Origin of the sequence: Streptomyces sp. NBC_01775, from assembly GCF_035917675.1 — a bacterium.
Classification (GTDB): domain Bacteria; phylum Actinomycetota; class Actinomycetes; order Streptomycetales; family Streptomycetaceae; genus Streptomyces.
Genome location: NZ_CP109104.1, coordinates 8,980,541 through 9,004,673 on the forward strand (window position 1 = coordinate 8,980,541; position 24,133 = coordinate 9,004,673).

A 24,133-nucleotide genomic window follows, 5' to 3' on the forward strand; every position below is an offset into this window, starting at 1 on the left:
GACTCCTGGGGAAGCTCCCGGGGGAAGGGAGGAGGCGCCGGGCCGGTACTGCGGTGTGTCGCGTTCACGGGTGTGCACGGCGTCGTAGACGGGGAGGGGAGCCGGGGTCAGCTCCAAGGCCACCGGTGACCCGTTTTCGGATGGGCATCACCTTCGTTCAGCCCCCGGCCACAGTCAACGTCCACTGTGTTCCGCCCCACGTCGGCTGGTGGACACTCTGTCTTCCGGGGTATTCCGGCGACTTCCCGCGTCTTCCCCGGGCTCCCGCCGCCGCCCCGGGCACAGCCCGGAACAAACCGTCCACATCACGGCCCGAAGGCGAACAGTTCGCTCATTGCCACCGGGAAGACGCGGTGGCGAGGCTGGGGGTGTCCCGCCCTCTCTGCCGGAGGAAGGCGCATGGCTGACCGGTTGATCGTGCTGTACAAGGACCACCTGCCACCGAACCGGGACCGGTTCGAAAGCCTCGCGGACACCGTGTACGCCACCGAGGAGGAGCTGCCGCTGTTCCTCGGTGGCGCGGACATCCTGCTCGCCTGGTGGCCCCTTTCCCCGGCAGTGGCCGCCTCATGGCCCACCGACCCCGCGAAGGCCCCGCGCTGGGTACACGTGGCCGCCGCCGGTGTGGACCCCTACCTCTTCCCCGCGCTGACCGGCTCACCGGTGGTGCTCACCAACTCACGCGGTGTCTACGACGAGCCCATCGCCGAATACGTACTCGGACTGATCCTGTGCATGGCCAAGGATTTCCCCGGCACGTGGGAACACCAGCGGCGGCGCGAGTGGCGCCCGCGCGCCGCCGAGCGCATCGGCGGTCGCTCGGTCCTCGTCTGGGGTACCGGAGCCATCGGCCGCGCAGCGGCCCGCCTGCTGCGCGTGGCCGGTATGCGGGTCAGCGGCGCGGGCCGCGCCGGGCGCACCGGTGATCCCGACTTCGGGACGGTGCACGGCCCTGGGAGCCTGCGCGCCGCGCTGGGCGAGGCGGACTACGTCGTCCTGGCGGCCCCGCTGACCCCGGCCACGCGAGGCATGGTCGACGCCTCCGTGCTGGCGGCCATGAGACCGGGTGCCCGCCTGATCAACGTCGGCCGTGGGCCGCTGGTCGACGAACGGGCGCTCATCGACGCACTGGCCGAGGGCAGACTGGCGGGCGCGGCGCTGGACGTCTTCACCCAGGAGCCGCTCCCCGCCGGCTCACCGCTGTGGGACCTGCCCGGCGTCATCGTCTCCCCCCACACCGCGGGCGAAGCGACCGACTGGCGCACGGACTTGGCTGAACTGTTTCTGGACAACCTCACCCGCTGGGCCGCCGGCCGCCCCCTGCACAACGTGGTCGACAAGCGGCTCGGCTACGTCACGGACGGCTCCGCGGGCCCGGCAGCGGACCTTTGACGCGGCAGGGCGACCCTCCGGAGCGGGCCCCGTCCCATGGCCACGCGGTTGAGCGGGGAGCGGTGCGGCGGGATCATGGAGAGGGTCCCCGGACGTCCGCCAGGGTCCCCGTGATCGTCTGGCTCTGGTCGGCAGGAATGACGATAGGAAGCCCATGAACAGCAGGGACGTCGCATCCGGAGACGCGGGGGAGGGACGCGTACCGGAGGACTTGGCTGTCGTCGTCGACGCCGGTGGGACGATCACGGCGTGGAGCGCCGGAGCTCGGCAGCTGCTCGGATACGAACCCGCCGAGATCGTGGGCCGGGCCGCCGTCGACCTGCTCGCTGCCGACCTGCCCGAGCCCGCGCTGCGCCGCCTGGCCGACGGGCGCCGGTGGGCCGGTGAGGTGGCGCTCCGGCACCGGAACGGAGGCTGTGTCGTGGTGCGGCTACAGGGAACGCCGCTGGTGGACGCAGGCCGCAAGCCGCTCTGGCTCGTCAGCGGTGCCGCGCCGGCGAACGTGACCAGGCGGGTCGACCCGGGGGTGGCGGCCCTGTGGGACCTCACGCTCACGCAGCTCCCCATGCCGGTGGCGGTCTACGACCGCGAGGCCCGGCTGGTGGCCGCCAACGAGGTCATGACCCGGGTGATGGGCAGGCCCGAGGAGGACATGCGGGGCCTGACCCTGTGGGAGATCGAGCCGAGCCCGCCGTTCGACACCTACGACCGCCTCCAGCGGCAGGTCCTGCGCACCGGTGAGATGGTCTTCCACGAGGACCACGGCCAGGCCCCGGGTGAGCCCCGGCCGCACGCCTGGTCGATGTTCATCGCCCCGCTGAAGGATGAGGCCGGCACCGTTCAAGGGCTGTCCGTGGTCGTGTTCGACACCACGGAGCAGTACTGGGCCCGCCGCCGCCTGGCGGTGCTCAACGACGCCAGCCTCCGCATCGGCAGCACCTTGGACGTCACCCGGACGGCCGAAGAACTGGCCGAGGTGGCCGTGACCGGGCTCGCGGACTTCGTCACCGTGGACCTGCTGGAGTCCGTCGCACTGGGCGACGAGCCGGAACCGGTACCGCGGGACGAGCCGGTCACCGTGCGCCGAACGGCGCAGCGGTCGGTGCTGGAGGGCTGCCCGGAGTCGGTGGTCGCCTCGGGCGGCACGACTTTCTACCCAGTGGGTACACCGCCGGCACGGACGCTGATCACCGGCCGGGGCACCCGGCACATGCCGGGAGATCCCAGGCTGCGGGAGTGGCTCGAGTCCTCCCCGGCCCGCGCCGAGTCCGTGGCCAAATACATGATCCACTCGGTGATGATGGTGCCGCTGCGGGCCCGGGGGGTGACCCTGGGCCTGGTGCACTTCCTGCGGCACCGGACGACGGAGTCCTTCAGCAAGGACGACCTGGTACTCGCGGAGGAGATCGTCGCCAGAGCGGCGGTGAGTGTCGACAACGCCCGCCGATACACCCGTGAACGCCGGACGGCCCTGGCGCTCCAGCGCAGCCTCCTTCCCGAGCGCCCGCCGGGCCTGGCGGGGATGGAGGTCGCCTACCGCTACCTGCCGGCCGGCTCCGGTGCGGACATCGGCGGGGACTGGTTCGACGTGATTCCGCTGTCCGGCGCCCGGGTCGCGCTGGTCGTGGGTGACGTGGTGGGCCACGGCGTTCACGCGTCGGCCACGATGGCCCGCCTGCGGACCGCCGTACGGACCCTCGCGGACATCGACCTCGCCCCTGACGAGCTGCTCACCCAACTGGACGACCTCGTCATCAGGCTCGACCGGGAGGAGGGCCCGGAGGTGCGCAAGCAGGCGGAGGAGGCGTCGGGAGAGGTCGGGGCCACCTGCGTGTACGTCGTGTACGACCCGGTGTCCCGCCGCTGCTCCATGGCGCGCGCCGGGCATCCGCCGCCCGCCCTGGTCACCCCCGACGGGAGCGTACGGTTCCTGGACCTGCCGGCCGGGCCCCCGCTCGGCCTCGGCGGCGTGCCGTTCGAAGCCGCCGAAGTGGAGCTGGAAGAAGACAGCCTGCTCGCCCTGTACACCGACGGCCTGGTCGAGGCCACGAACCGCGACATGGAGGCCGGGCTCGCCCTGCTGCGCCAGGCGCTGAGCAACCCGGCCGACGGCCTGGAGGAAACCTGCGACCAGGTGCTGCGCACCGTGCTGCCCGGCCGTCCCGCCGACGACATCGTTTTGATGCTCGCCCGGACGGCCGCGCTCGACGCCGGAAACGTACGCACCTGGCAGCTCGCGCAGCGCCCTGAGTCCGTGGCCGAGGCCCGCAAGGCGGCGGGGGAACAGATGGCCTCCTGGGGGCTGGCGGAGGCGGCGTTCACCACCGAACTGATCGTCAGCGAGCTGGTCACCAACGCCATCCGGTACGCCGAAGCCCCCCTTGAGCTGCGGCTGATCCGCGACTCGACGCTCATCTGCGAGGTGTCCGACGGCAGCAGCACCGCACCGCACCTGCGTCGAGCCCGCGTTCTCGACGAGGGCGGGCGCGGGCTGCTGCTCGTCGCCCAGGTCGCCGAGCGCTGGGGCAGCCGCCAGACTCCCACCGGCAAGATCATCTGGGCCGAACAGCCGCTGCCCGCTGAGACATCCCCTGACTCACCCTGACGGCAGGCCGCCCCGGCAGCGCGTGTCTGTCCGAGCGTCATGGCGTGTTCGGCCTCGGGGGCGAGAGGCGCACACCGTGGATGACCAATACAAGCAACAAAGGTGCTATATGGTTAGATTTTCTGTGATCAGCTATCCAGCTTTCATCAACGTCTGGCGGAACGATGCTGGATCTCGCCTGTCGACGGGTGCAGCGGCGGACTCCGGCGGGCGACGGAGGCCGAATGCGCAAACGCGGGCACCAGCGGGCAGGCCCGGCGCTGCGGCGAGTCCGCCGCCCTCTTGACTGTTCACCAACGGCCTGATCACCGACCGGCACCGGGACATCGACACCGGCCTGGAGCGGTTGCGCGCGACGCTGGCCGGGCGGCCGGGCCGGACTGCGGAGGAGACCTGCCAGGGTGTGCTCGATGCCGTACTACCGCCGGATCCGAGTGACGATGTCGCACTGGTCGTCGCCCGTACCCGTCGCCTGGACGCGGAGTACATGGCCGAGTGGGCGGTGGATCTCGACCCGGCCGCGGTCGCCCGGATCCGGACCGAGGTGGCCGACCGGCTCGCCGTATGGGGCCTGACCGAGCTGGGTTTCGCCACCGAACTGATCGTCAGCGAGTTGGTCACCAACGCGATCCGCTACGGCACCGACTACGTCCACGTCCGGCTGCTGCTCACCCGCAGCCTGATCTGCGAGGTGGCGGACGGCAGCAGCACCGCCCCGCACCTGCGCCGTGCCGCGACGACGGACGAAGGCGGCCGTGGACTCTACCTCGTCTCCCGTTTCGCCGAACGGTGGGGAACGCGCTATCCGGACGGCCGCAAGGTCGTCTGGACCGAACAGTCGCTCACGCCCGACGATCTCCCCCTGTGCCGATGTCACCGACGAGGCCCTCCTGGACCAGTGGGACGATCCGGCCTGGTGACGCCCGGCCGACCGGTGAACGGCTGTCCCCGGCGTGGGGCGGCACCGTCGCCGGCGTAGGCGGCCGGTGGGCGACGGTACGGAGTTCAGCAGCGTGCAGTGAGGCCGCCGTCCACGGGCAGGCACACGCCGTTGACGTACGCCGCCTCCTCGGAGGCGAGGAAGACGGCAGCCGCCGCCACATCCCAGGGACTGCCCATGCGTCCGGTCGGGCTCGCCGCGTGGCGGGCCGCGAGCGCGTCTTGCGGGTCGTCGGCACCGGCCACGATCTGCTGGGCCACCAGCGGGGTGTCGATCAGCCCCGGAAGGACGGCGTTGACGCGGATGCCCTGGGCGGCGTGACGCAGCGCCAGGGCGACCGTGAGCTGGTTGACCGCCGCCTTCGACGCGCTGTAGCTGGGATACGGGTAACCGGTGTCGCGTATCGCGGCGATCGACGACACGTTGACGATCGCTCCACCGCCCGCCGCCACCATGCGCGGCAGCACGTGCTTGCAGGTCAGGAAGACACCGTCCACGTTGACCGCGAGGGCGGAGCGCCATGCGGCGAGGTCGAGCGCGGTGACGTCGCCCAAGCGGGCCACGCCGACGTTGTTGTGCAGCACCGTTGGCGTGCCGAAGGCGCGCTCGGCCGCGACGACGACGGCGGACACCTGCTCCTCGACCGTCACGTCGGCCGTCAGGGGCAGCGCCTCACCGCCCTCGGCCGTGATCGCCTCGGCCGTGCGGCGCGCCTGGTCCGCGTCGATGTCGACCGCCGCGACGCGCGCGCCCTCCCGGGCGAACGCGAGCGCGGCAGCCTTGCCGTTGCTCACTCCGTCCCCGCTCGATCCGGCCCCGAAGACCAGTGCGGTACGGCCGGCCAGTCGTCGTCCCCTGCGCATGGCCCGATCCTGGGCGCCGAGACGTTCCCAGGCCACCGACGGCCGTCGCAAACCTGCCCGCACCAACTCCTCGGTCTGTAGAAAATGCCAGGTCATAACCCTTCACCTGGTCGAGGAGATGCGTAATGATCTTCCGTATCGGCGGCTGCGACGGGCAGGGCCGTCCGTCCGGTGGGAGGCGATACCCGATGCTCGGAGGCCGACTCCAGGACGTCGTGGACGACTTGGCGGAGCGCATAGGCCGTTCCGTCGCGGTCAACGATCCACGCGTTCACATCCTCTGCGCGAGCCGGCACTTCGGTGACGAGGACGAGGTGCGGGTGCGCGCCGTGCTCCAGCGTGACGCGGGCAGCGCGGCGGCCGGCCACATCCTCGCCCAGGGCGTCGATCGCTGGACCGAACCCGGTGTCATCCCGCCGCGCGCCGACCTCGGCATGCGGGCCCGGCTGTGCGCACCGATCCGGTGGCGGCACCAACTGCTGGGCCTGCTCATCGTCATCGACCCCGACGGCTCCCTCCCGTGCCCCAGCATCGACGCCGTCACCGCGGCCACACGCACCCTCGCGCCCCTGATGTACCGGGACTTCGCCGCCGACGACAGCGAACGCATGGCCCGGGAGGGGGCGCTGCGGCAGCTGCTGAACCCGTCGGCCACCGCGCGCGAGACCGGGCGGGACGCGCTCGCACGCGGTGGGCGGCTGCCGTCGTCCCGCTACGCCACCGTCACCGTCGCGCGGGTCGTCGGTGATCCGCCGGCCGACCGCACGGGCGCGGTGGAGGTGGCTCTGCGCACGGGGCTGGAGCGGGTGGCGGCCGACAGGTCGTCGCGGGCCGAGTTCTGCCTCGCCGGCCCGCAGGGCATGCTGCTGGCCTTCACCGACCGTCCCATGCCCCAAGAGCAGCTACGCGCCCGGGCGTCGGCCCTCCTCGGTCAGGCACGGTCGGTGCTGGCCGGGACGGCGGAGTGCGTCGCGGGGATCGGCGAGGCCGTCGAAGGCGGCGCCGAAGCGGCGTGGATGTCCTGCGAGCAGGCCATCGGTGCCGCACGGGCAGCCGGTCTGCGGCCCGGTGGTGACGGAATCGTCCACTGGGAGGAACTGGGCGCGCTGGCACCCCTGTCACTGCTCCCGCCGGACCGCCTGACTCCCGCACTTCTGCCCGGACCACTGCGCACCCTCCTCGCGCAGGACCCGTCGGGCCGCCTCACCGAAACCCTGGGCGCCTACCTCGACCACGGAGGTTCGGCTCCGCGCACCGCGCACGCCCTCCACCTCCATCGCACCTCGCTCTACTACCGGCTACAGCGGATCGCGGAACTCACCGGGCTCGACCTGGCCGACGGCGACAACCGGCTCGCTCTCCACCTGGGGCTCCGCCTCCACGCGCTGATGCGCACGGCCGACCACGCGTGACCCGCGAGTTCCGGCACGGCACTTGTCCGGCACCCGACGGTCTTTCGACAAAGCGAGGAAAGCGCCGGGCCGATTCCCGACACGCAACGGTGGCATGCTCCGCGACCGCGTCCCATACTCCGAGCGCAGTCCAAGGTCACCTGGGAGCCGCCGCCATGTCCACCACCGCCCCACCTGCCGTCCGTACGGTGTCCACGTCACGGATCGCGGTCGCCAGCTTCATCGGAACGGCCATCGAGTTCTACGACTTCTACATCTACGGGACCGCCGCCGCGCTCGTTCTCGGCAAGCTGTTCTTCCCCACCTTCTCCGCGCTCGCGGGCACCCTGGCCGCGTTCGCCACCTTCGGTGTCGGCTTCGTCGCCCGCCCGATCGGCGCGGTGATCTTCGGGCACTTCGGGGACCGGACCGGCCGCAAGACCATGCTGGTCACCTCCCTGCTCGTCATGGGGGCGGGAACGGTCGCCATCGGACTGCTGCCCACGTACCGGGAAGTCGGCATCGCGGCACCGGCATTGCTGGTGCTGTGCCGCTTCCTGCAAGGTGTGGGGCTGGGCGGCGAGTGGGGCGGCGCGGTGCTGCTGGCCACCGAGTACGCGCCCCGGGGCAAGCGAGGACTGTGGTCGAGCTTCCCGCAGATGGGCCCCGCCATCGGCTTCATCGTCGCGGGCGGCTCGTTCCTGCTGCTGGGCCGGACGATGGACGACGCGGCCTTCGAGTCGTGGGGATGGCGGATCCCCTTCCTCGCCAGCGCGGCACTGGTGGTCGTCGGCTTCTACATCCGGATGCGGATCGCCGAGACCCCGGTCTTCCAGAAGGCGATGGAACAGCATGAGCGGGCCAAGGCGCCCATCGTCGATGTGGTCCGCCGCCAGGGCGCCACCCTGGCCCTGGCGACGTGCGCGTTCATCCTCGCGCACACGCTCTTCTACACCATCACGACCTTCGCGCTCTCGTACGGCACCACGGTGCTGGACCTCGACAAGGACATGCTGCTGGTGTGCGCGATGGCGGCGGCGCTCGTCCTCGGCCTGGCCACCCCGCTGCTGGCCGTCCTGTCCGACCGGATCGGCCGCCGCACCGTCTGCCTGAGCGCTGGGGTATTGGCCGCGCTGTGGGCGTACCCGATGTTCGCCTTGATCAACACGGGCGAACCACTGCTCATCGGGCTCGCGATGGCCGTCGGGATGCTCGCCTTCGCCGCGCTCTACGGCCCGATGGGCGCCTTCCTCCCCGAGATGTTCGCCACCCGCTACCGGTACACCGGCGCGTCCGTGGCCTACAACGCGAGCGGCATCGTCGGCGGTGGCGTCACCCCCCTCCTCGCCACCCAACTCGTCGCCTCCACCGGTTCGTCGGTCCCCGTGTCCGGCTACATCGTGCTGGTCGCCCTGGCCTCCGCGCTGTGCGTGTGGTTCCTGAAGGAGACCCACACCAACGACCTGGGAGACGACCCCGCCCGACCACACGCTGACGGGTGACCGTACGAGCCTGAGCTGTGGGAGGTCAGCGCCTCCTTCGTCACCGGCGTCATCCCGCCCGTGTACGGAGAACTCCGCCGCGCCGACCCACAGCCGTGGCGATGTCACGTTGCCGCCCGTGTCTCGCGCCTTCGGTACTCGCTCGGGCTGATGCCGTGTTCCCTCTTGAACGCGGCGCTGAGGGCGAAGGCGTTGGCGAAGCCGACGCGGCCGGCCACCGTGGCGAGCGTCGCGCCGGGCTCGCGCCTCGGCTGATGACCTTCGGGGACGCGGTGGAGGAGATCGCGCGGGCCACCGGCCGGGACATCCGTTATGTGTCGCTCACCCCCGAGGCGTACGTGGACGAGCAGCGCGCGCAGGGCGTGCCCGAGGATTGGGTGCGACTGTCGGCCGGCCTGTACGCGTACGTCCGCTCCGGCGGCCTGGCCTCGCTCGGCGACGGCGTACAGCGGGCCCTCGGCCGGGCTCCCCGGGACTTCTCGGATTACGCCGACGCCGCTGCCCGGCAGGGCTTCTGGAACATCTGACCTTCCTCGGTCGGTTCCCCGGGCACGCTCCGTGCCCACTTTTCCGGCAGCCCGGGGACGCCGCGTCATTCGCTGCCCACAACCGACACCGCCGGACGGGCAACTGGCCGCGCGATCCCGCACGCCCGCACGCCCGCACGCCGGAAGAGCAGCACGGGGAGGTAGGTGAGACAACCGGCCGGACGTCGGAATGCGTTGCTCAAAGCTCCGGCAGCCGGCTGATGTCGAGCTCGGTGCCCGCGATCTCGGTACGCAGGGCGTTGAGTTGCTGGTAATGGTCGACGGCGGACGAACGCCGCGCCGCGACCAGCTCCAGCACGAGGGCGTGCAGGATCGTCAGCGGTGCGATGAGTTCGTTCGCCGCCCCGTCGGTCGAGTCGGGCAACGGCAGCAAGACGTCCGCCCGGGTTCCCCTTCCTTCGTCGGTGGCCTCGGTCAGCAGAACGCTGCTCGCGCCGACACGATGGGCGTGATCGAGAAGGGTGCCGATCTCGCGGAACACCCGCAGCGGGGCGACGGCTACCACCGCGTGGGCGGGTCGCAGCCGCAGGAGGTCGTCGGCGAGGCCGAACCCGGTCGCCGTCCAGGCATCGGCCGCCTTGCCCGCGCGTCTGAGGCTCAGCGCGAAGTGCCCGGCGACGGAGGCGCCGGGGCCGATGCCGTACACCCAGACGTGCTCGGCCTCGTTGATCGCCGCCACCGCGCGGGACCACTCGGCGCTCTCGATGAGGGCGGGCACCTCGCCGAGCAGTGCGAGCCCCGCGTCGATCACAGGGTGCAGCACGCCGTGCTCCACCGGGGACAGCCGCTGCACCCGGTCGTCGAGGACCTGCGCGGGATTGCGGCGGCGGGCCAGGTGCTCGACCAGGCTGCGCTTGAGGTCGTTGAGCCCGTCGAAGCCGAGCTTGCGGGCGGTGCGGATCACTGTGGCGTCGCTGGTCCCGGTGACCTCGCCGAGCTTCGCGGCCGAGGAGATCGCCGTTTCCTCGGGGTGTCGTTGCAGGTAATCGGCCACCGCCCGTTCGCCGTTGGAGAGCGTCGCGGAGCGGTTGCGGATGCGGTGCCCCAGGGTCTCGCCGGATGAAGTGTTCACGGCGCCATTGTCCCTCCATGGATGAAGTATTTGCTTCATCCATTGTCCATCAGTGAAGTGAATGCTACGTTCCTCGCGAAACGGCTCCCACCACCGCGGAGACAGTGATGAAGCCACGCCAGCAGCCGAGCGTCGCCGTCATCGGCGTGGGCACGATGGGCAGCCAGGTCCTGCACAGGCTCGCGGCCGGCGGCGTGCCCGCGACCGGGTTCGAGCAGTTCGACGTCGGCCACGAGCGGGGCGGCGCGGGCGGGGAGACCCGCATCTTCCGTGTCGCCTACAAGGAGGGCAGCAGTTATGTGCCCTTGCTGCGCGAGGCCCGGCGCGCGTGGGACCGGCTCGGCGCACAGGCCGGCGTCCGGCTGCTCGATCCGTGCGGGGCGCTGACCATCGGGTCGGCGCGGGATCCCGACGTACGCACCGTCGTCGGTGTGTCCGAGGAATGGGGACTCGACGTCGAGCGGCTCGACCACCGTCAGGCGGCGCAGCGGTTTCCGCAACACCGGCTCTTCGACGACGACGTGGTACTGCTCGACCGGCAGGGCGGGCTGCTGCACCCGCGGCGCGCGGTGGCCGAAACCGCCCTGCTCGCCCGGAAAGCCGGTGCGTCGATCCATACCGGCCATACCGTCGTCGATGTCGTCGACACCGACACCGGTGTGGCCGTCCACCACCGGCAGGGCGACGAGGTCAAGGTCGAGAAGTTCGACCAGGCGGTCGTGTGCACCGGCCCTTGGATCACGCGCAGCGTGCCGATGCTGGCGGGCGAGGTGGACATCCGCCGCGCCGTGCTGTGCTGGTTCGATGCCGGACCCGGTTGGGCTCCCGAGCACTTCCCCGTGGGGATCCGCCGCAGCGGCGGGGAGAACATCTTCTCCTTCTTCCCGGACGTCGGCGGTGGCGTGAAGATCAACCTGCACGTACCGAAGTCCGGCGTGGACGATCCGGACCGGCTCGACCCGGTCGTGGAGCCGGAGTACGTCCCGCGGGTGTCGGCCGCGGTCTCACGGTGCCTGGACGGCCTGCCGGCGCGGCCCACCGCCGTCCGTACCTTCATGGAGGGCTACACCGCGGACAACCACGGCATCATCGGCCGCGACCCGCAGCGGCCCAACGTCCTGGTCATGGGCGGGTTCTCCGGTCACGGCTTCAAGCTGGCGCCGGTGTTCGCCAGGGCCGCCGTGGACCTGCTGCTCACCGGCCGTACCGATGTCCCCATCGATCACCTGTCACTGTCGCGGCTGGCCTGATCTCCATCCCGAAGGGATTTCCATGCTCCGCATCGGAATCGACGTCGGCGGCACGTTCACCGACGTCACCGCCCTGGACGCGGCCACCGGCCGGTTCCACATCCACAAGCTGCCCTCGACCACCGACGACCAGTCCGTGGCGGTCGCCGAAGGCGTCCGTGCGGTACTGCGACAGGCCGGCGCGGACCCCGGGGAGGTCGGATATCTCGGGCACGGCACCACCGTTGCGACCAACACCGTGCTGGAGTCCAACGGCGCACTCACCGCTTTGGTGACCACCGCGGGACTGCGGGACATCCTGGAGATCGGCCGCCAGCAACGCCCCGACCTCTACGACATGGACGCCGACAAGGCACCTTCGCTGGTCCCGAGGTCGCTGGTGCACGCGGTCATCGAGCGGATGTCCGCGGAGGGCAAGGTACTCACCCCGCTGGACGAGGACGACACCGCCGCCGCGGTGGCTCGGGTCCGCGAGGCGGAGCCCGAGGCGGTCGCGGTCTGCTTCCTGCACAGCTACCGCAACGGCGACCACGAACTGGAGGTCGCCGACCGGTTGCGGGCCGCCCTGCCGGAGGCATACGTGTGTGCCTCCGCCGAGGTGGCGCCGGTGTTCCGGGAGTTCGAGCGGTTCTCGACCACCGTGGTCAACGCCTACGTCGGCCCGAAGATCAACCGCTACATGTCACGGCTGGCCGAGCGGATCCGGGCGACCGGAATACCGGTCGAGCCCAGGGTGATCGGCTCCAGCGGCGGCATGATGTCGCTGGACTCGGTGAGCCGGCACCCGGTGACCACGTTGTTGTCCGGGCCTTCGGCGGGCGTCGTCGCGGCTTCGCATGTGGCCGGGCAGGCCGGTTTCGGCAACCTGATCACCTTCGACATGGGCGGCACCAGTACCGATGTCTGCCTCGTGCGCGACGGGCGGGCACTGGTGTCGTCGCAGCGCCGGATCAGCCACCGCCCGGTCCGCACCCCCTCGCTGGACATCCACACCGTCGGTGCCGGCGGCGGCAGCATCGCCCGGGTGGACCCCGGCGGGGCGCTGGAGGTCGGCCCGGGCAGCGCCGGTTCGCAGCCCGGCCCGGCAGCCTACGGGCGAGGCGGCGTCGAACCGACCGTCACCGACGCGAACGTCCTTCGTGGACGGTTGAACCCGGAGTACATCCTGGGCGGCGCGCTCGCGGTGGACTACGCGGCAGCCGAGCGTGCCGTCGACAGCGTCGCGCAGGCCATGGGGGCCCAACGGCCGGTGGCCGCACGCGGCATCGGGCGGATCGCGGCCGTCAACATGGCCGGAGCGGTGCGCAAGGTGTCGGTGGAGGCAGGCGAGGACCCGCGCGGTTATGTCCTGGTCGCCTTCGGCGGGGCCGGCCCGCTGCACGCGGTCGAGGTCGCCCGCGAGGTAGGCATGAGCACCGTGCTGGTGCCGCCGAATCCGGGCACGCTGTGCGCGCTGGGACTGCTCGTCACCGACATCCGCACCGAGTTCGCCAAGGCCGTGCTGGAGGAGGCCGACGAGCGCAACCCCGACAAGCTCAACGAGGTGCTGCACGAGGTGCACGAATCGGCTCGTGGCTGGCTGGCGTCCGAAGCGCCGCCCGGTGCGGCTACGGAGATCACCGGAGAGGCCAGGATGCGCTACGCCCGGCAGAACTTCGAGCTGTCGGTTCCCTTGCCGCAGCGAGTGATCGGCGCGGCGCGGTTCGACTCCGAGGCGGTGGCCGAGATCGTGGCGGCGTTCCACGAGCAGCACGCCAAGAGCTACGGCTTCGCGCACCGCGACGCCCTGGTGCAGATCGTGGAAGTGCAGCTGACCGCGGCGGCGGCCGTCGACAAGCCGGAGTTGCCGGCCATCGCCGAAGGCTCCGAGCCAGGGGAAGCGCTGATCGGCCGCCGCCGGGCCGACTTCGACGAGACCGGCCCGGTCGACACCCCGGTCTACGACCGCGCGGGCCTGCGGGCGGGCACCGTGCTGCCCGGCCCGGCGATCGTCGAACAGCTCGACACCACCACGGTCATCACCCCGGACGCCACCGCGCACGTCGACCGCTACGGCAACCTGATCATCGAAGTGGAGCAGCGATGACGACTCTCGACCCCATCACAGTGCAGGTGATCGGCGCGTCCTTGGTGACCGTCGCCGAGGAGATGGGCGCGGTGCTGCGCCGGGCGAGCTACTCGACGAACATCAAGGAACGCTCGGACTGTTCGACCGCGCTGTTCGATGAGCACGGCAAGTTGGTCGCGCAGGCCGAGAACATGCCGATCCACATGGGATCGATGACCGGCCTGATCGACTCGCTGGTGGCCTCCGAGCTGACGGTGCGGCCGGGGGACGTGTTCATCACCAACGATCCCTACCACGGCGGCGGCACCCATCTGCCGGACATCACCATGGTCAAGCCGGTGTTCGCCGACGGTGAGTTGCTCGGCTACAGCGCGAACATCGCACACCACTCCGACATCGGCGGGCGGGCCCCTGGCAGCAACGCCGGTGACTCGAACTCGCTGTTCCAGGAGGGGCTGCGCATTCCGCTGGTCAAGTTCGCCACGGCCGACGGCGTCGAGCAGGCGCCGTTGGCATTCGTCGAGCTGAACTCGCGGCTGCCGCAGGAGCGGCGCGGCGACATGCTCGCCCAGCTGGCCTCGGTGGAGATCGGCGAACGGCAGCTGCGCGAAGTGTACCGGCGCCATGGCGGGGAGACGGTCCGCGCGGCCACCGAATACCTGCTCGACCACTCCCGCAAGCGGCTGGCGGCGGCGTTGCGCGACGTCCCGGACGGTACGTACCGATTCCACGACCTGATGGACCCCAGCGACGGCCCGGCCACCGAGATCGCGGTAGCTGTCACCGTTGACGGAGAACGCGTTTCGCTGGACTTCGCCGGTACCGGTCCGCAGTCGCCGGTGGGTATCAACGTGGTGCGCCCGGCGCTGGAAGCAACCGTCTACTACGCGCTGAAGGCCGTGCTGGATCCGGGAATTCCGCCCAACGGCGGGTTTTTCGACGCGGTGGAGATCGACGCGCCGTACGGCAGCATCGTCAACCCGGTCGAGCCCGCGCCGGTGACCGCCCGCACCGACACCTGCCAGCGAGTGGCCGACGTCGTGCTGGGCGCGCTGGCTGCCGCGGTGCCGGAGCGGGTTCCGGCCGCGAGCCACAGCACTGTCACCTATGTGACGTTCTCCGGAGAGTGCGACGGCGACTTCTTCGTCTACCCGGAGGTGGTCGCCGGGGGTGGCGGCGCCCGGACCACGAAGGACGGTCTGGACGCCGTCCAGGTGCACATCACCAACTCCTCGAACCTGCCGATCGAGGCGTTGGAACAGGAATACCCGCTACTGGTCGACACCTACGAACTGATCCCCGACTCCGGCGGCGCGGGCACCCACCGCGGCGGTCTCGGCGTGCGCCGGGATGTGCGGATCCTCGGTGACAGCGCGGAATTCTCCGCGCATGCCGACCGGCAGGCGACCCGGCCATGGGGCCTGCGCGGCGGCCACGACGGGAGCCTCGGACGCTTCGTCGTCAACCCTGGCCGGGACGACGAACGCCGGCTGCCGGGCGGGCGGGTATCCGGCGTACAGCTGCGCCGGGACGACGTACTCCGGGTGGAAAGCCCCGGCAGCGGAGGCCTCGGCGACCCGGCCTCACGTAGTCCCGAACGGGTGCGCGAGGACCTGCGCAACGGGCGCATCACCGGGCAAGCCGCCCGCGACCTGTACGGATTCCGGTCGGCCGACTGAGCGACCCCCCCATGGCGCTGACCGAACCTGGCATTGACCGATCGGAGTGCAGGCATGACCACCACATCGGCTGCTTCCTCTGCCCCCAGCATCGACAGATCTCTCGTCCGACGGGTGACCTGGGCGACCTGGAGCGGCTGGGGCCTGGACGGTTTCACCAACCAGATGTTCCCGCTCGCCCTCGGCGGGATCATCGCCACATTCGGCCTCACCACGGCGCAGGGCGGGTTGGCCACCTCCTGCGCGCTCATCAGCTCCGCGGTGGGCGGTGTGGTCGGCGGCAGGCTGGCGGACCGCTTCGGAAGGGTCCAGGTCCTGGTGCTGGTGATCGGCGCATACGCCCTGTTCACCGGCCTGACCGCCACCTCGCAGAACTTCGAGCAGCTGCTGTTGTGGCGCACCCTCGAAGGGTTCTTCTTCGGCGCCGAATGGCCGGTGGGTGCCGCGCTCATGGCGGAGTACGCGGCTCCGGAGCGTCGGGGGAGGGTACTGGCATGGATCCAGTCCGCCTGGTCCGTGGGCTGGGCCGGCGCGAACCTCGCCTACCTGCTCAGTCACGCCTGGTTGCCGGAGACGCTCGCGTGGCGGGTGATGTTCGTGACCGGCGTCCTGCCCGCGCTGGTGGCTTTGCTGATCCGGCGGAAGCTGCGCGACGTGCCGACGACCCAGGTGCGGCGGAAGCCGCGCGAAAAGGGGGCGTTCGCCCAGCTTTTCGCCCCAGGACTGCGCAAGCACACCGTGTTGGGCACGCTGTTCGGTGCGACCGGTCTGGGAAGCACCTACGCGATGCAGACCTGGATTCCGCTGTACCTGAAGGAAGAACGCGGGCTCAGCGTCAGCGGCACCGCGATGTACATCTGGTTCATGATCGCCGGGAACTGGCTCGGCTATGTGCTCGGCGGCCACCTGCACGACCGCATCGGACGACGCTGGGCGTTCACGGTTTTCTACCTGGGAACCGCGGTGTTCGGATTCCTGTTCATGGCAGTTCCGCTCGATGCCCTCTGGTACAACCTGCTGCTCGCGTTCGTGGTCGGCTTCTTCATCTCGGCCCAGGCATCAGGCAAGGGCGCCCTGTTCACCGAGCTGTTCCCGGCGCGTGTCCGCGGCACCGGTGCAGGCGTCACCTACAACGTCGGGCGCGGTGTCGCCGCGTTCAGCCCGGCGTTCATCGGCTGGGCGGCGGCGGGCAGCGGGCTGGGCAGGGCGATCGTCACCGTGGTGACGATCTGTACCGCCCTGACCCTCCTGTTCATCTGGCTGCTGCCGGAAACCAAGGGCCGAATCCTGGATTAGAAGATCACCGAAGACCTTGCCGCGGGAGGGGTGTCCCCCGGGGATGCTGGATGCCGGGGGCACCCCTCGCCGCTGTGCGGGCGAGTTTCCAGGAATTGTCGGCCCGCACAGGTCACGACGGCGGCCGGCACCGGCGGGGAAGCGTGACCCTTCCGGGCCTGTGCTCGAACGTGTCCATCACCAGCCACTCGTCCAGCTCAGGGTCGTAGAGATTCTGGATGCCGAATTGCAGCACCTGCCAGAACGTACCGCGATTGCGCTGATCGACGTAGATGTCGCCGAGGGCAAGCGGAAACCGCAGAAATTTTCCCGGCGGCAGCTTCGGAAGGACGACACCGACCCTCCAGTGATGCACCTGCCGCCGGGGGTTCCGCTCCAGGGTCTCCCGCCCGACGAACCGCGCGGTCTTGAATGCCCGGTTCAGTTGGCGCAGATTGAAGCCTGGGATCTTCGAGCATGGATGCTCGTTCAGGCCGGGCCACTTATAGGTCAGCGTGTAGAGCGTGTTGTGGTAGATCAGGTTCGTGAACCAGATCGGGTACTGCGGGCCTCCCGCGACCATTTGGCTGTCGCCGTTTCTCCCCTGCCAGGTGAACGGGACCGTGATACCCAGATCCCGGACGACCCACTTGCCCTTCCCGTGGAAATCTCGCGGGAGGCGAGGTGGCCGTGGTGTCGGCGGGCCGAGCCGCTCCGCAGCCGCGGCCTCGAACGACGGTGTGGTCCCAGTCCGCTTTCCGGCGCCCTCCGGTGGCAGCACCGCCGGGACGACAGCGATTACTCCGACGAGAGCGGTCAACGCGGCTGCCCGACGTGTGCGTGTCCGACCCATGATCTCCCTCGGCTGCCGCATCGCGCCGTCATGGCGCAGGGTTCAAACGCAATGAATACTTGCACACCGTACCCAGAGTGACGCGGATTGTGGCTTCGGCAAGCTTCCGCCGCCGAAAGAAATAGGGTTTACACACGGTCGGCGTATGCGGTGGTAAATACCCGGGCCCGCTATGAAGGGATCGGCGTTTCCCGCAGCTCCGGAATTCCGGGGCGTCGGTGCCCCCAGCCGTGGGGCGCCGCCGTTGCGCCCCGTCATTTCGCCGGCTTCGGCTCCGGCAGGCGCTCGACGCGGTCGATCAGCAGCAGGTAGCAGAGCAGGCCGGCCATGGCGAGGCCCGCGATGAAGGTCAGGGCGACCGCGAAGGAGCCGGTGCGGTCCAGGATGACCCCGACGATGAGCGGACTGATCGCTCCGCCCAGGTTGGTGAAGAAGTTGAACACGCCGCCGGCCAGGCCCAGGCTCCGTACTGGTGCGACCTCGGAGCAGATGGTCCAGCCGAGAGCGCTCGTGCCCTGCCCGAAGAAGGCGATGGACATGATGAGGATGACCAGGCCGGTGCTGTCCGTGAAGTTCGCGGTGACGATGCAGCCGGACAGGACGAATCCGCAGACCAGGGGGATCTTGCGGGCCGCGGTGCGGGACAGGCCGCGCCGCAGGAGCCGGTCGGATATGTAGCCGCTGGACAGGACGCCGACGAGCGCGGCGACGTACGGCACGGAGCCGATGGAGCCGCCGGTGATGCCCGTGATGCCCTTCTCGTCGGTCAGATAGGTGGGGAACCAGCTCAGGAAGAACCACATCACGCCGTTGGCCGCGAAGTTGCCGATGTACATGCCCCACAGCCGGCGGTGGGACAGCAGGTGGCGTATCTCCGGCCAGCTGGCCTTCACACGGGCCGGGGCGGTCTCGGTCTCCTTGGTCAGGGCCAGTTCGGCCTCGTTGATCCTGGGGTGTTCGGCAGGCAGGGAGTGGGCCTTCCAGAACCAGAAGACGGCGAGCACCAGTCCTACCGCGCCGGTGATGACGAACATCTCCCGCCACCCCGAACCGGCGATGATCCAGGAGAGCAGGGGCAGGGCGAGCGCCAGGCCGAGGTACTGGCCGGCGCTGTAGACGCCGGTGGCGCGGGCGCGTTCGGAGGAGGGGAACCACGTCGAGACGAACTTGTTGTTGGCGGGGAAGGTGGGGGCCTCGCTCAGGCCGAGGGCGATCCGCAGGCCGAGGAGCGTGTTCAGGCTGCGGGCGAACCCGGTGGCGACGGTGACCAGCGACCAGCCCACCAGGGCGTACCCGTAGGCCAGTTTGGGCCCGAGGCGGTCGAGCAGCCAGCCGCCCGGGATCTGCACCAGTACGTAGGACCAGGAGAACAGTGAGAAGAGCAGCCCCAGTTCCGTGGCCGAGAGGTCGAACTCGTCCTTGAGGTGCGGGGCGGCGACCGAGAGGTTCGAGCGGTCGAGATAGTTCAGCGCGGTCACCAGAAAGAGGAGGCCGAGCAGGCCGTAGCGCACCCGGGTGGGGCGGGCGCCCGCTGCTGCGGCGCCGCCCCCGGCTCGGGCCCCGGTGCCGGTTCCGGTCTCGGCGACGGCCTCGGGGCCGGTGTCCGCGGCCGGTTGCCGGCCATCTCGCTCGGCGTGATCTGGTGTGTGCACGAGGGCTTCATCCTGTCGCGGGTGTCCGGGGGCGGGGGCAGAGGCGGGCGCGGTGAGCGCGGGTCGCGCGCACGAGAGCGAGCACGAGAGCGCGAACGAGAGGGGGGATCCCCGCGGAGCCGCGCGGATTCAGCGGGCGAGTACTTTGCCCGGGTTGATCAGGTTCTTCGGGTCGAAGAGCCGCTTCACGTCGCGCTGGACCCGCAGGCCGACGGGCCCGAGTTCGCGCTCCAGCCAGGGGGCTTTGAGGGTGCCCACTCCGTGTTCACCCGTGATGGTGCCGCCCAGCTCCAGGCCGAGCGACATGATCTCCTCGAAGGCCGTCTGGGCCCGTTCGACCTGTTCGGGGATGTTCCGGTCGAAGACGACGGTGGGGTGCATGTTGCCGTCACCGGCGTGCCCGGAGCAGGTGATGAGCAGCCGGTGCCGCTCGGCGATCCCGGCCACCCCGGAGACCAGATCGGTCAGCGCGGAGCGGGGCACGCAGACGTCGTCGGACAGGAAGGCGCCGAGTCTCTCCAGTGCGGGGGCGAGCAGCCGCCTTGCGGCGAGCAGCATTTCACCCTCGGCGGGGTCGGCGGCGATCATGACCTCGCCGCCATGGCGGGCGGCCACCTCTTCGAAGTGCCGCAGGTCGTCGGGGGCGAGCGGGCCGCGGTCCGACTGGGTCATGAGCACCGCTTGGGCGTCCGCGGGGAAGCCGAGGTCGCGGTAGGAGCCGACGGCGTCCACCGAAGGGCGGTCCATGATCTCCAGCAGGGACGGCCGGACCGGTCCGCGCATCAGTTCCGTGACCGTGTCGCAGGCGGGCTCCATGGCCGGGAAGAAGGCCACAGCGGTGAGCGGGACCTGGGCCGGCGGGACCAGCCGCAGAGTGATCTCGGTGACGACGCCCAAGGTGCCCTCGGAGCCGACGAAGAGCCGGGTGAGGTCGTACCCGGCGACGCCCTTGACCGTACGGCGTCCAGTGCGCAGCACGTCGCCGTCGGGCAGGACCACTTCGAGGCCGAGCACGAAGTCGGTGGTGACGCCGTACTTGACGCAGCACAGGCCGCCCGCGTTGGTGGCCACGTTGCCGCCGAGGGTGGAGGACTCCCAGGAGGCCGGGTCGGGCGGGTAGTGGAGTCCCTGCTCGGCAACCGCGCGGGAGAAGTCGGCGTTGACGACGCCGGGCTGGACCACCGCGGTCTGGTTGACGGGGTCGATGGAGACGATGGCGTTCATCCGCTCCAGGCTGAGCAGTACGCAGCCCTCGACCGCGTTGGCACCGCCGGCCAGGCCGGTCCGGGCACCCTGGGGCACCACGGGCACGGCGTACCGGTCGGCCAGGCGCATCACCTTTACGACGTCTTCGGTGCTGCGGGGGCGTACGAGTGCCAGGGGGGTGCCGCTGGCGCAGAGGGGGGCGCTGTCGGTTCGGTAGGTCTCCAGGACATCGGCGTCGACGGTGGTCAGGCCCGGACCGAGGGCTTCCTGGAGTGCCCCGAGGAAGGCGTCGGCGGGACCGGGTTCGGGTGCGGGCCGGTCCGGTGCGGGGTGGGGGTCCGTGGGGCCTGGGGGAGGGGGTTCCGCTGGTTCGTACATGGAAACGCTCCATCAAGGAGAGGGATCCGCCGGTGCTCCGGCTGCGAGGACGGCGGCTCACACGGCGTCCGCATGGCGACCCGATCTGATGCATTAGACATTACATATGGCCAAGGTGGCGGACAAGGGGCCGCACCCGATCGGGTCGCGAGGTGCCGACGACGGCAGCACGAGCACCCCCACTGGCCGTCCGGCGGACGAGCGCAGAGGGGGCTTCGCGGCGGGGCGGGCTACCGGTCCCGGATCTCGGGCGGCAGTGCGGGCCCGGGAACGTTCTGGAACGCCACCGGACGCCGGAACCGGTCGATCGCAGCGGTCCCGACGGAGGTCGTGCCGGGCGCGGTCGAGGCGGGCCAGGGTCCGCCGTGCTGCTGCGCGTCGCTGACGGTGACGCCGGTGGGCCACTGGTTCCAGATGACCCGTCCGACGCGTCCGGCGAGCACGTCGAGCAGGCGCCGCCCGTCGGCGTCGAGGGCGTCGCCGCCCTGGACCGTGCCGGTCAGGGCGCCCTCGAAACCGGCGAGCACGGCCTCGACCTCGGCCAGGTCTCCGTACTCGACGAAGATCGAGGCGGGGCCGAAGACCTCCGTGGCGATGAGCGAGGGATCGTCGAGGACCGCGTCGGTGGTGGTGCGCAGCAGGGCGATGTCCGGGTGCCCGTCGTCGCTCGCCCTGCGCAGCGCCGTGCACACTCTGTCCCGGGCGGCGAGGTCGTCGAGCGCGGAGGCGTACGCGGCGGCGATGCGCTCGCCCAGCATCGGCCCGGCCGTGAGCGGCGGCAGGGCCCCGAAGAAAGCGTCGGCGTCGGGGACGAACACCACACCCGGCTGCGTACAGAACTGGCCGGAGCCAAGAGTGCAGGACGCGGCGAATCCGGCGGCGATGTCCCCGGGCCGCTCGGCCCACCCGGCAGGTGTGACGACGACGGGGTTGGTGGAGCCGAGTTCCCCGTAGAAGGGGATGGGATCGGGGCGGCCCATGGCCAGGTCGAAGAGGTACCGGCCGCCGCGGGTGGAACCGGTGAAGCCGACGGCCTTGACGCGGTGGTCCCGCACAGCGTCCGCGCCGCCCTGCTCGCCTTCGACGAGTTGCAGCAGATGGGGCGGGGCACCGGCCGCCTCCAGCGCCTCCGTGGCGATGGCAGCGGTGAGCCGGGACAGCTCGGGATGTCCCGGGTGCGCCTTGACGACCACGGGGCAGCCGGCCGCCAGAGCGCTGACGGTGTCCCCTCCCATGACGCTGAAGGCGAAGGGGAAGTTGCTCGCGGCGAAGACCAGCACGGGCCCCAGCGGAACGGTCGTACGGCGGATGTCGGGGCGGGCGCCCATCGGCCAGTCCGCGTCCGCGTGGTCGACGCGGACGTCGTCCAAGGCGCCGGAGCCCAGGCGTTCCGCGAACAGCCGGCACTGGAAGGTGGTGCGGCCCAGTTCGCCGGACAGACGGCCCTCGGGCAGGTGCGACTCGCCGTGGGCGAGCGGTACCAGGCGCGCGGCGGCGGCGTCGAGCGCGGCGGCCACGGCCTCCAGCCAGCGGGCGCGTTCGGCCGGGACGGACCTGCGGGCCGGTTCCGCGGCGGTCGCGGCCCGGGCCAGGACGGTGTCGAGCGGGTCGGTGCCGGGACCGGCGGGGGTGGTGCGGGACGAAGCGGTACTCACAGTGGACCTCGGAGGAGTCAGGTGACGATGTCGTGGGAGGCCATGTCGGCCAGCGTCCACTCCTCGACTTCGGCGAGATGGACGGCGGCTGCCTCCTGGGCGGCGGCGACGTCACGGACCGCCATGGCGTCCAGGATTTCCAGGTGCCGCTGGGTGGATCCCGCGAGCCGGTGCGGGCCGGTGGCGCCCAGGACGCGCAGCCAGTGGACGAAGGGCTCGACCGACCCGCGGGCGGTGATCAGCCGGCTGTTGCCGGTACTCGCGGTGATCTCGTTGTGGATACGCGTGTCGCTCGCGAAGAACGGTTCGTAGTCGCCCTGTTCGGCGGAGCGCAGCGCGGAGACGGCCTCGTCGCGCAGGTCGGCGATCTGCTCCAGCGGCATCTCCGCTGCTGCGACCCCCGTGGCGAGCCACTCCAGCCCCTTGCGCAGCTGGCACACCTCGTGGACGTCCTGACGGGACGGCCGGGTGACGAAAGTGCCCGATCGCGGACGGGTCTCGACGAGCCGGTCGTGTTCCAGGCGCACCAGCGTGTCACGCACCGGAGTGCGGGAGACGCCGAACTCCTTCGCGATGGACTGCGGATCGAGCCGTGACCCGGGAGCGTAGTCACCGCTGGTGATCCGCTCGCACAGGATCGAGTAGAGCTGCTCGGAGATCGGTTCCACGGCCAGCGAGGTGGCGCCGCGACGGTTAGGGGCAGAGGGGGTGGCCATGAGACCTTCATTCTCCAACGGCCGCTAAGGCGCCGTTGGTCGGCGCCGGGGCGGACACGGTAGCCAGACGTGAACACTGCATCTAATCGATCAGATTAGCCGTTCGCAGGGCCGCCTTGATGCGCTCGCGTTCGGCTTCACCGGCGGGCTTGAAGGGGCGGCGCGGCAGGCCGGGGGAGCGGCCCTGGAGTTCCAGTGCGGCCTTCAGCGTCGCGGGCAGGTTGGGCGCGTCGATGGCGCGCCAGACCGTGAGGATCCGCTCGTGCAAGGAGAGCGCCTTCGCGTGGTCGCCGGCCTGGACGGCGTCCCACAACTCGACGCTGAGGCGCGGGGTGACGGTCGGGATGGCGGCCAGCGCGCCGTGGGCGCCCATGACGAATGCCGGGTAGTGCAGGTCGTCGAGCGCGGCGAGCACGGTGAACCGGTCGCGCATGCGGTGCAGCAGGTCGGCGAGCAGATGGATGTCACCGCCGGACTGCTTGATGGCGACGACCTGCGGCACGTCGCGCAGCAGCTCGATGGTGTCCACCGGGACCAGCGCCCACGGCACCACGTTGTAGAGCACGATCGGCAGATCCGTGGCCTCGCCTATCTCGCGGTAGTGCGCGACGGTCTCCTCCGGCGCGGGTGCGAAGACGTAGTGCACGGGCGTGACCTGGAGGGCGTCGACACCGGCCTCCTTCAGCGCGAGCGAGTAGCGCTTGGCCTGGGCGGTGGAGTTCTGGATGACGCCGCCGATCACCGGGACGCGCCCGGCGACCTCCTCGACGACGGTGGCGCAGATCGCGGCGCTCTCCTCCAGGGAGAGGGTCTGGCCCTCGCCGGTGCTGCCACAGGCGCAGATCGCCGTCACTCCCTGTTCGAGGAGGTACTTGACCTCGCCGCGCAGCAGGTCGAAGTCGACCTCGTCGTTCGCGTCGAACGGCGTGACGACGGTGGAAATCATCCCGCCGAGCTGGATGTCCTTCACGCGCATCTCCCGGGTATTGCCGCAAACAAAATGCGGATGTAATGTCTGATGCATCAGATGCTAGCACGTGGTTCTCGTCAGGAGAACCGCCGCTTTCCGGACGCGGTCGGCATCCGTG

The 24,133-nt window shown here is 70.7% G+C and carries 18 protein-coding genes and 1 pseudogene; 10 read left to right on the forward strand and 9 right to left on the reverse strand.

Going from position 1 to position 24,133, the window contains the following annotated elements; translation table 11 throughout:
- Positions 1 to 399: 399 nt before the first annotated feature.
- The 3 genes from OHB04_RS39835 to OHB04_RS39845 all read left to right on the forward strand — a co-directional run bounded on the left by OHB04_RS39835 (position 400) and on the right by OHB04_RS39845 (position 4,976).
- Complete coding sequence (locus OHB04_RS39835; protein ID WP_326692491.1) at positions 400 to 1,392, forward strand: D-2-hydroxyacid dehydrogenase; 993 nt, start codon at positions 400 to 402, stop codon at positions 1,390 to 1,392.
- 154 nt (positions 1,393 to 1,546) lie between these two features.
- Positions 1,547 to 3,997 carry a SpoIIE family protein phosphatase gene (locus OHB04_RS39840; protein ID WP_326692493.1) on the forward strand — a complete coding sequence of 817 codons (2,451 nt, stop codon included), beginning with the start codon at positions 1,547 to 1,549 and terminating at the stop codon, positions 3,995 to 3,997.
- A gap of 346 nt (positions 3,998 to 4,343) precedes the next feature.
- A complete protein-coding gene (locus OHB04_RS39845) occupies positions 4,344 to 4,976 on the forward strand; it encodes an ATP-binding protein (RefSeq protein WP_442815064.1) in 633 nt (210 codons plus the stop codon).
- Positions 4,977 to 5,002: 26 nt separating this feature from the next.
- Here the strand turns inward: OHB04_RS39845 and OHB04_RS39850 are convergent, their stop codons facing one another.
- Positions 5,003 to 5,800, reverse strand: coding sequence for an SDR family NAD(P)-dependent oxidoreductase (locus tag OHB04_RS39850; RefSeq protein WP_326692494.1), 798 nt, complete (start codon positions 5,798 to 5,800; stop codon positions 5,003 to 5,005).
- 125 nt (positions 5,801 to 5,925) lie between these two features.
- Here OHB04_RS39850 and OHB04_RS39855 point away from each other — a divergent pair, with 125 nt between their 5' ends.
- The gene (locus OHB04_RS39855; RefSeq protein ID WP_326809345.1) at positions 5,926 to 7,212 is read left to right on the forward strand and encodes a PucR family transcriptional regulator; all 1,287 of its coding nucleotides are present in this window, start codon (positions 5,926 to 5,928) and stop codon (positions 7,210 to 7,212) included.
- A gap of 155 nt (positions 7,213 to 7,367) precedes the next feature.
- Positions 7,368 to 8,693, forward strand: coding sequence for an MFS transporter (locus OHB04_RS39860; RefSeq protein WP_326692496.1), 1,326 nt, complete (start codon positions 7,368 to 7,370; stop codon positions 8,691 to 8,693).
- 104 nt (positions 8,694 to 8,797) lie between these two features.
- Here OHB04_RS39860 and OHB04_RS42075 read toward each other — a convergent pair.
- Positions 8,798 to 8,938: pseudogene (locus OHB04_RS42075) on the reverse strand (helix-turn-helix domain-containing protein); the annotation flags it as partial.
- A 9-nt stretch (positions 8,939 to 8,947) separates the two neighbouring features.
- On the opposite strand from OHB04_RS42075, the gene OHB04_RS39870 reads away from it, so the two are divergent.
- Positions 8,948 to 9,220, forward strand: a complete 273-nt coding sequence (locus OHB04_RS39870) for a hypothetical protein (protein WP_326809620.1) — start codon at positions 8,948 to 8,950, stop codon at positions 9,218 to 9,220.
- Positions 9,221 to 9,419: 199 nt separating this feature from the next.
- Here the strand turns inward: OHB04_RS39870 and OHB04_RS39875 are convergent, their stop codons facing one another.
- On the reverse strand, positions 9,420 to 10,313 hold the full coding sequence (locus OHB04_RS39875; protein ID WP_326692497.1) for a MurR/RpiR family transcriptional regulator: 894 nt from the start codon (positions 10,311 to 10,313) through the stop codon (positions 9,420 to 9,422).
- Positions 10,314 to 10,420: 107 nt separating this feature from the next.
- On the opposite strand from OHB04_RS39875, the gene solA reads away from it, so the two are divergent.
- From solA to OHB04_RS39895, 4 genes are read left to right on the forward strand one after another with little or no spacing between them, the layout of a single operon-like run.
- A complete protein-coding gene (gene solA, locus OHB04_RS39880; RefSeq protein WP_326692498.1) occupies positions 10,421 to 11,563 on the forward strand; it encodes an N-methyl-L-tryptophan oxidase in 1,143 nt (380 codons plus the stop codon).
- A gap of 22 nt (positions 11,564 to 11,585) precedes the next feature.
- On the forward strand, positions 11,586 to 13,649 hold the full coding sequence (locus tag OHB04_RS39885; protein ID WP_326809346.1) for a hydantoinase/oxoprolinase family protein: 2,064 nt from the start codon (positions 11,586 to 11,588) through the stop codon (positions 13,647 to 13,649).
- The gene (locus OHB04_RS39890; protein WP_326809347.1) at positions 13,646 to 15,310 is read left to right on the forward strand and encodes a hydantoinase B/oxoprolinase family protein; all 1,665 of its coding nucleotides are present in this window, start codon (positions 13,646 to 13,648) and stop codon (positions 15,308 to 15,310) included. Before OHB04_RS39885 ends, OHB04_RS39890 begins: the two co-directional genes overlap by 4 nt.
- Before the next feature lie 54 nt (positions 15,311 to 15,364).
- Positions 15,365 to 16,606, forward strand: a complete 1,242-nt coding sequence (locus OHB04_RS39895) for an MFS transporter (protein ID WP_326692501.1) — start codon at positions 15,365 to 15,367, stop codon at positions 16,604 to 16,606.
- A 112-nt stretch (positions 16,607 to 16,718) separates the two neighbouring features.
- Here the strand turns inward: OHB04_RS39895 and OHB04_RS39900 are convergent, their stop codons facing one another.
- The 6 genes from OHB04_RS39900 to OHB04_RS39925 form a co-directional block, all read right to left on the reverse strand.
- On the reverse strand, positions 16,719 to 17,405 hold the full coding sequence (locus tag OHB04_RS39900) for a hypothetical protein (RefSeq protein ID WP_326692502.1): 687 nt from the start codon (positions 17,403 to 17,405) through the stop codon (positions 16,719 to 16,721).
- 287 nt (positions 17,406 to 17,692) lie between these two features.
- Complete coding sequence (locus tag OHB04_RS39905; RefSeq protein ID WP_326809348.1) at positions 17,693 to 19,090, reverse strand: MFS transporter; 1,398 nt, start codon at positions 19,088 to 19,090, stop codon at positions 17,693 to 17,695.
- 129 nt (positions 19,091 to 19,219) lie between these two features.
- Complete coding sequence (locus OHB04_RS39910; protein WP_326809349.1) at positions 19,220 to 20,674, reverse strand: FAD-binding oxidoreductase; 1,455 nt, start codon at positions 20,672 to 20,674, stop codon at positions 19,220 to 19,222.
- Positions 20,675 to 20,904: 230 nt separating this feature from the next.
- On the reverse strand, positions 20,905 to 22,329 hold the full coding sequence (locus tag OHB04_RS39915; RefSeq protein ID WP_326809350.1) for an aldehyde dehydrogenase (NADP(+)): 1,425 nt from the start codon (positions 22,327 to 22,329) through the stop codon (positions 20,905 to 20,907).
- A 17-nt stretch (positions 22,330 to 22,346) separates the two neighbouring features.
- Positions 22,347 to 23,045 (reverse strand): GntR family transcriptional regulator, encoded by a 699-nt coding sequence (locus tag OHB04_RS39920; protein WP_326692506.1) that lies wholly within the window; start codon positions 23,043 to 23,045, stop codon positions 22,347 to 22,349.
- Between the two features lie 82 nt (positions 23,046 to 23,127).
- Entirely contained in the window at positions 23,128 to 24,015 is an 888-nt protein-coding gene (locus OHB04_RS39925; protein ID WP_326692507.1) for a dihydrodipicolinate synthase family protein, read from the reverse strand.
- Between the last annotated feature and the right edge of the window lie 118 nt (positions 24,016 to 24,133).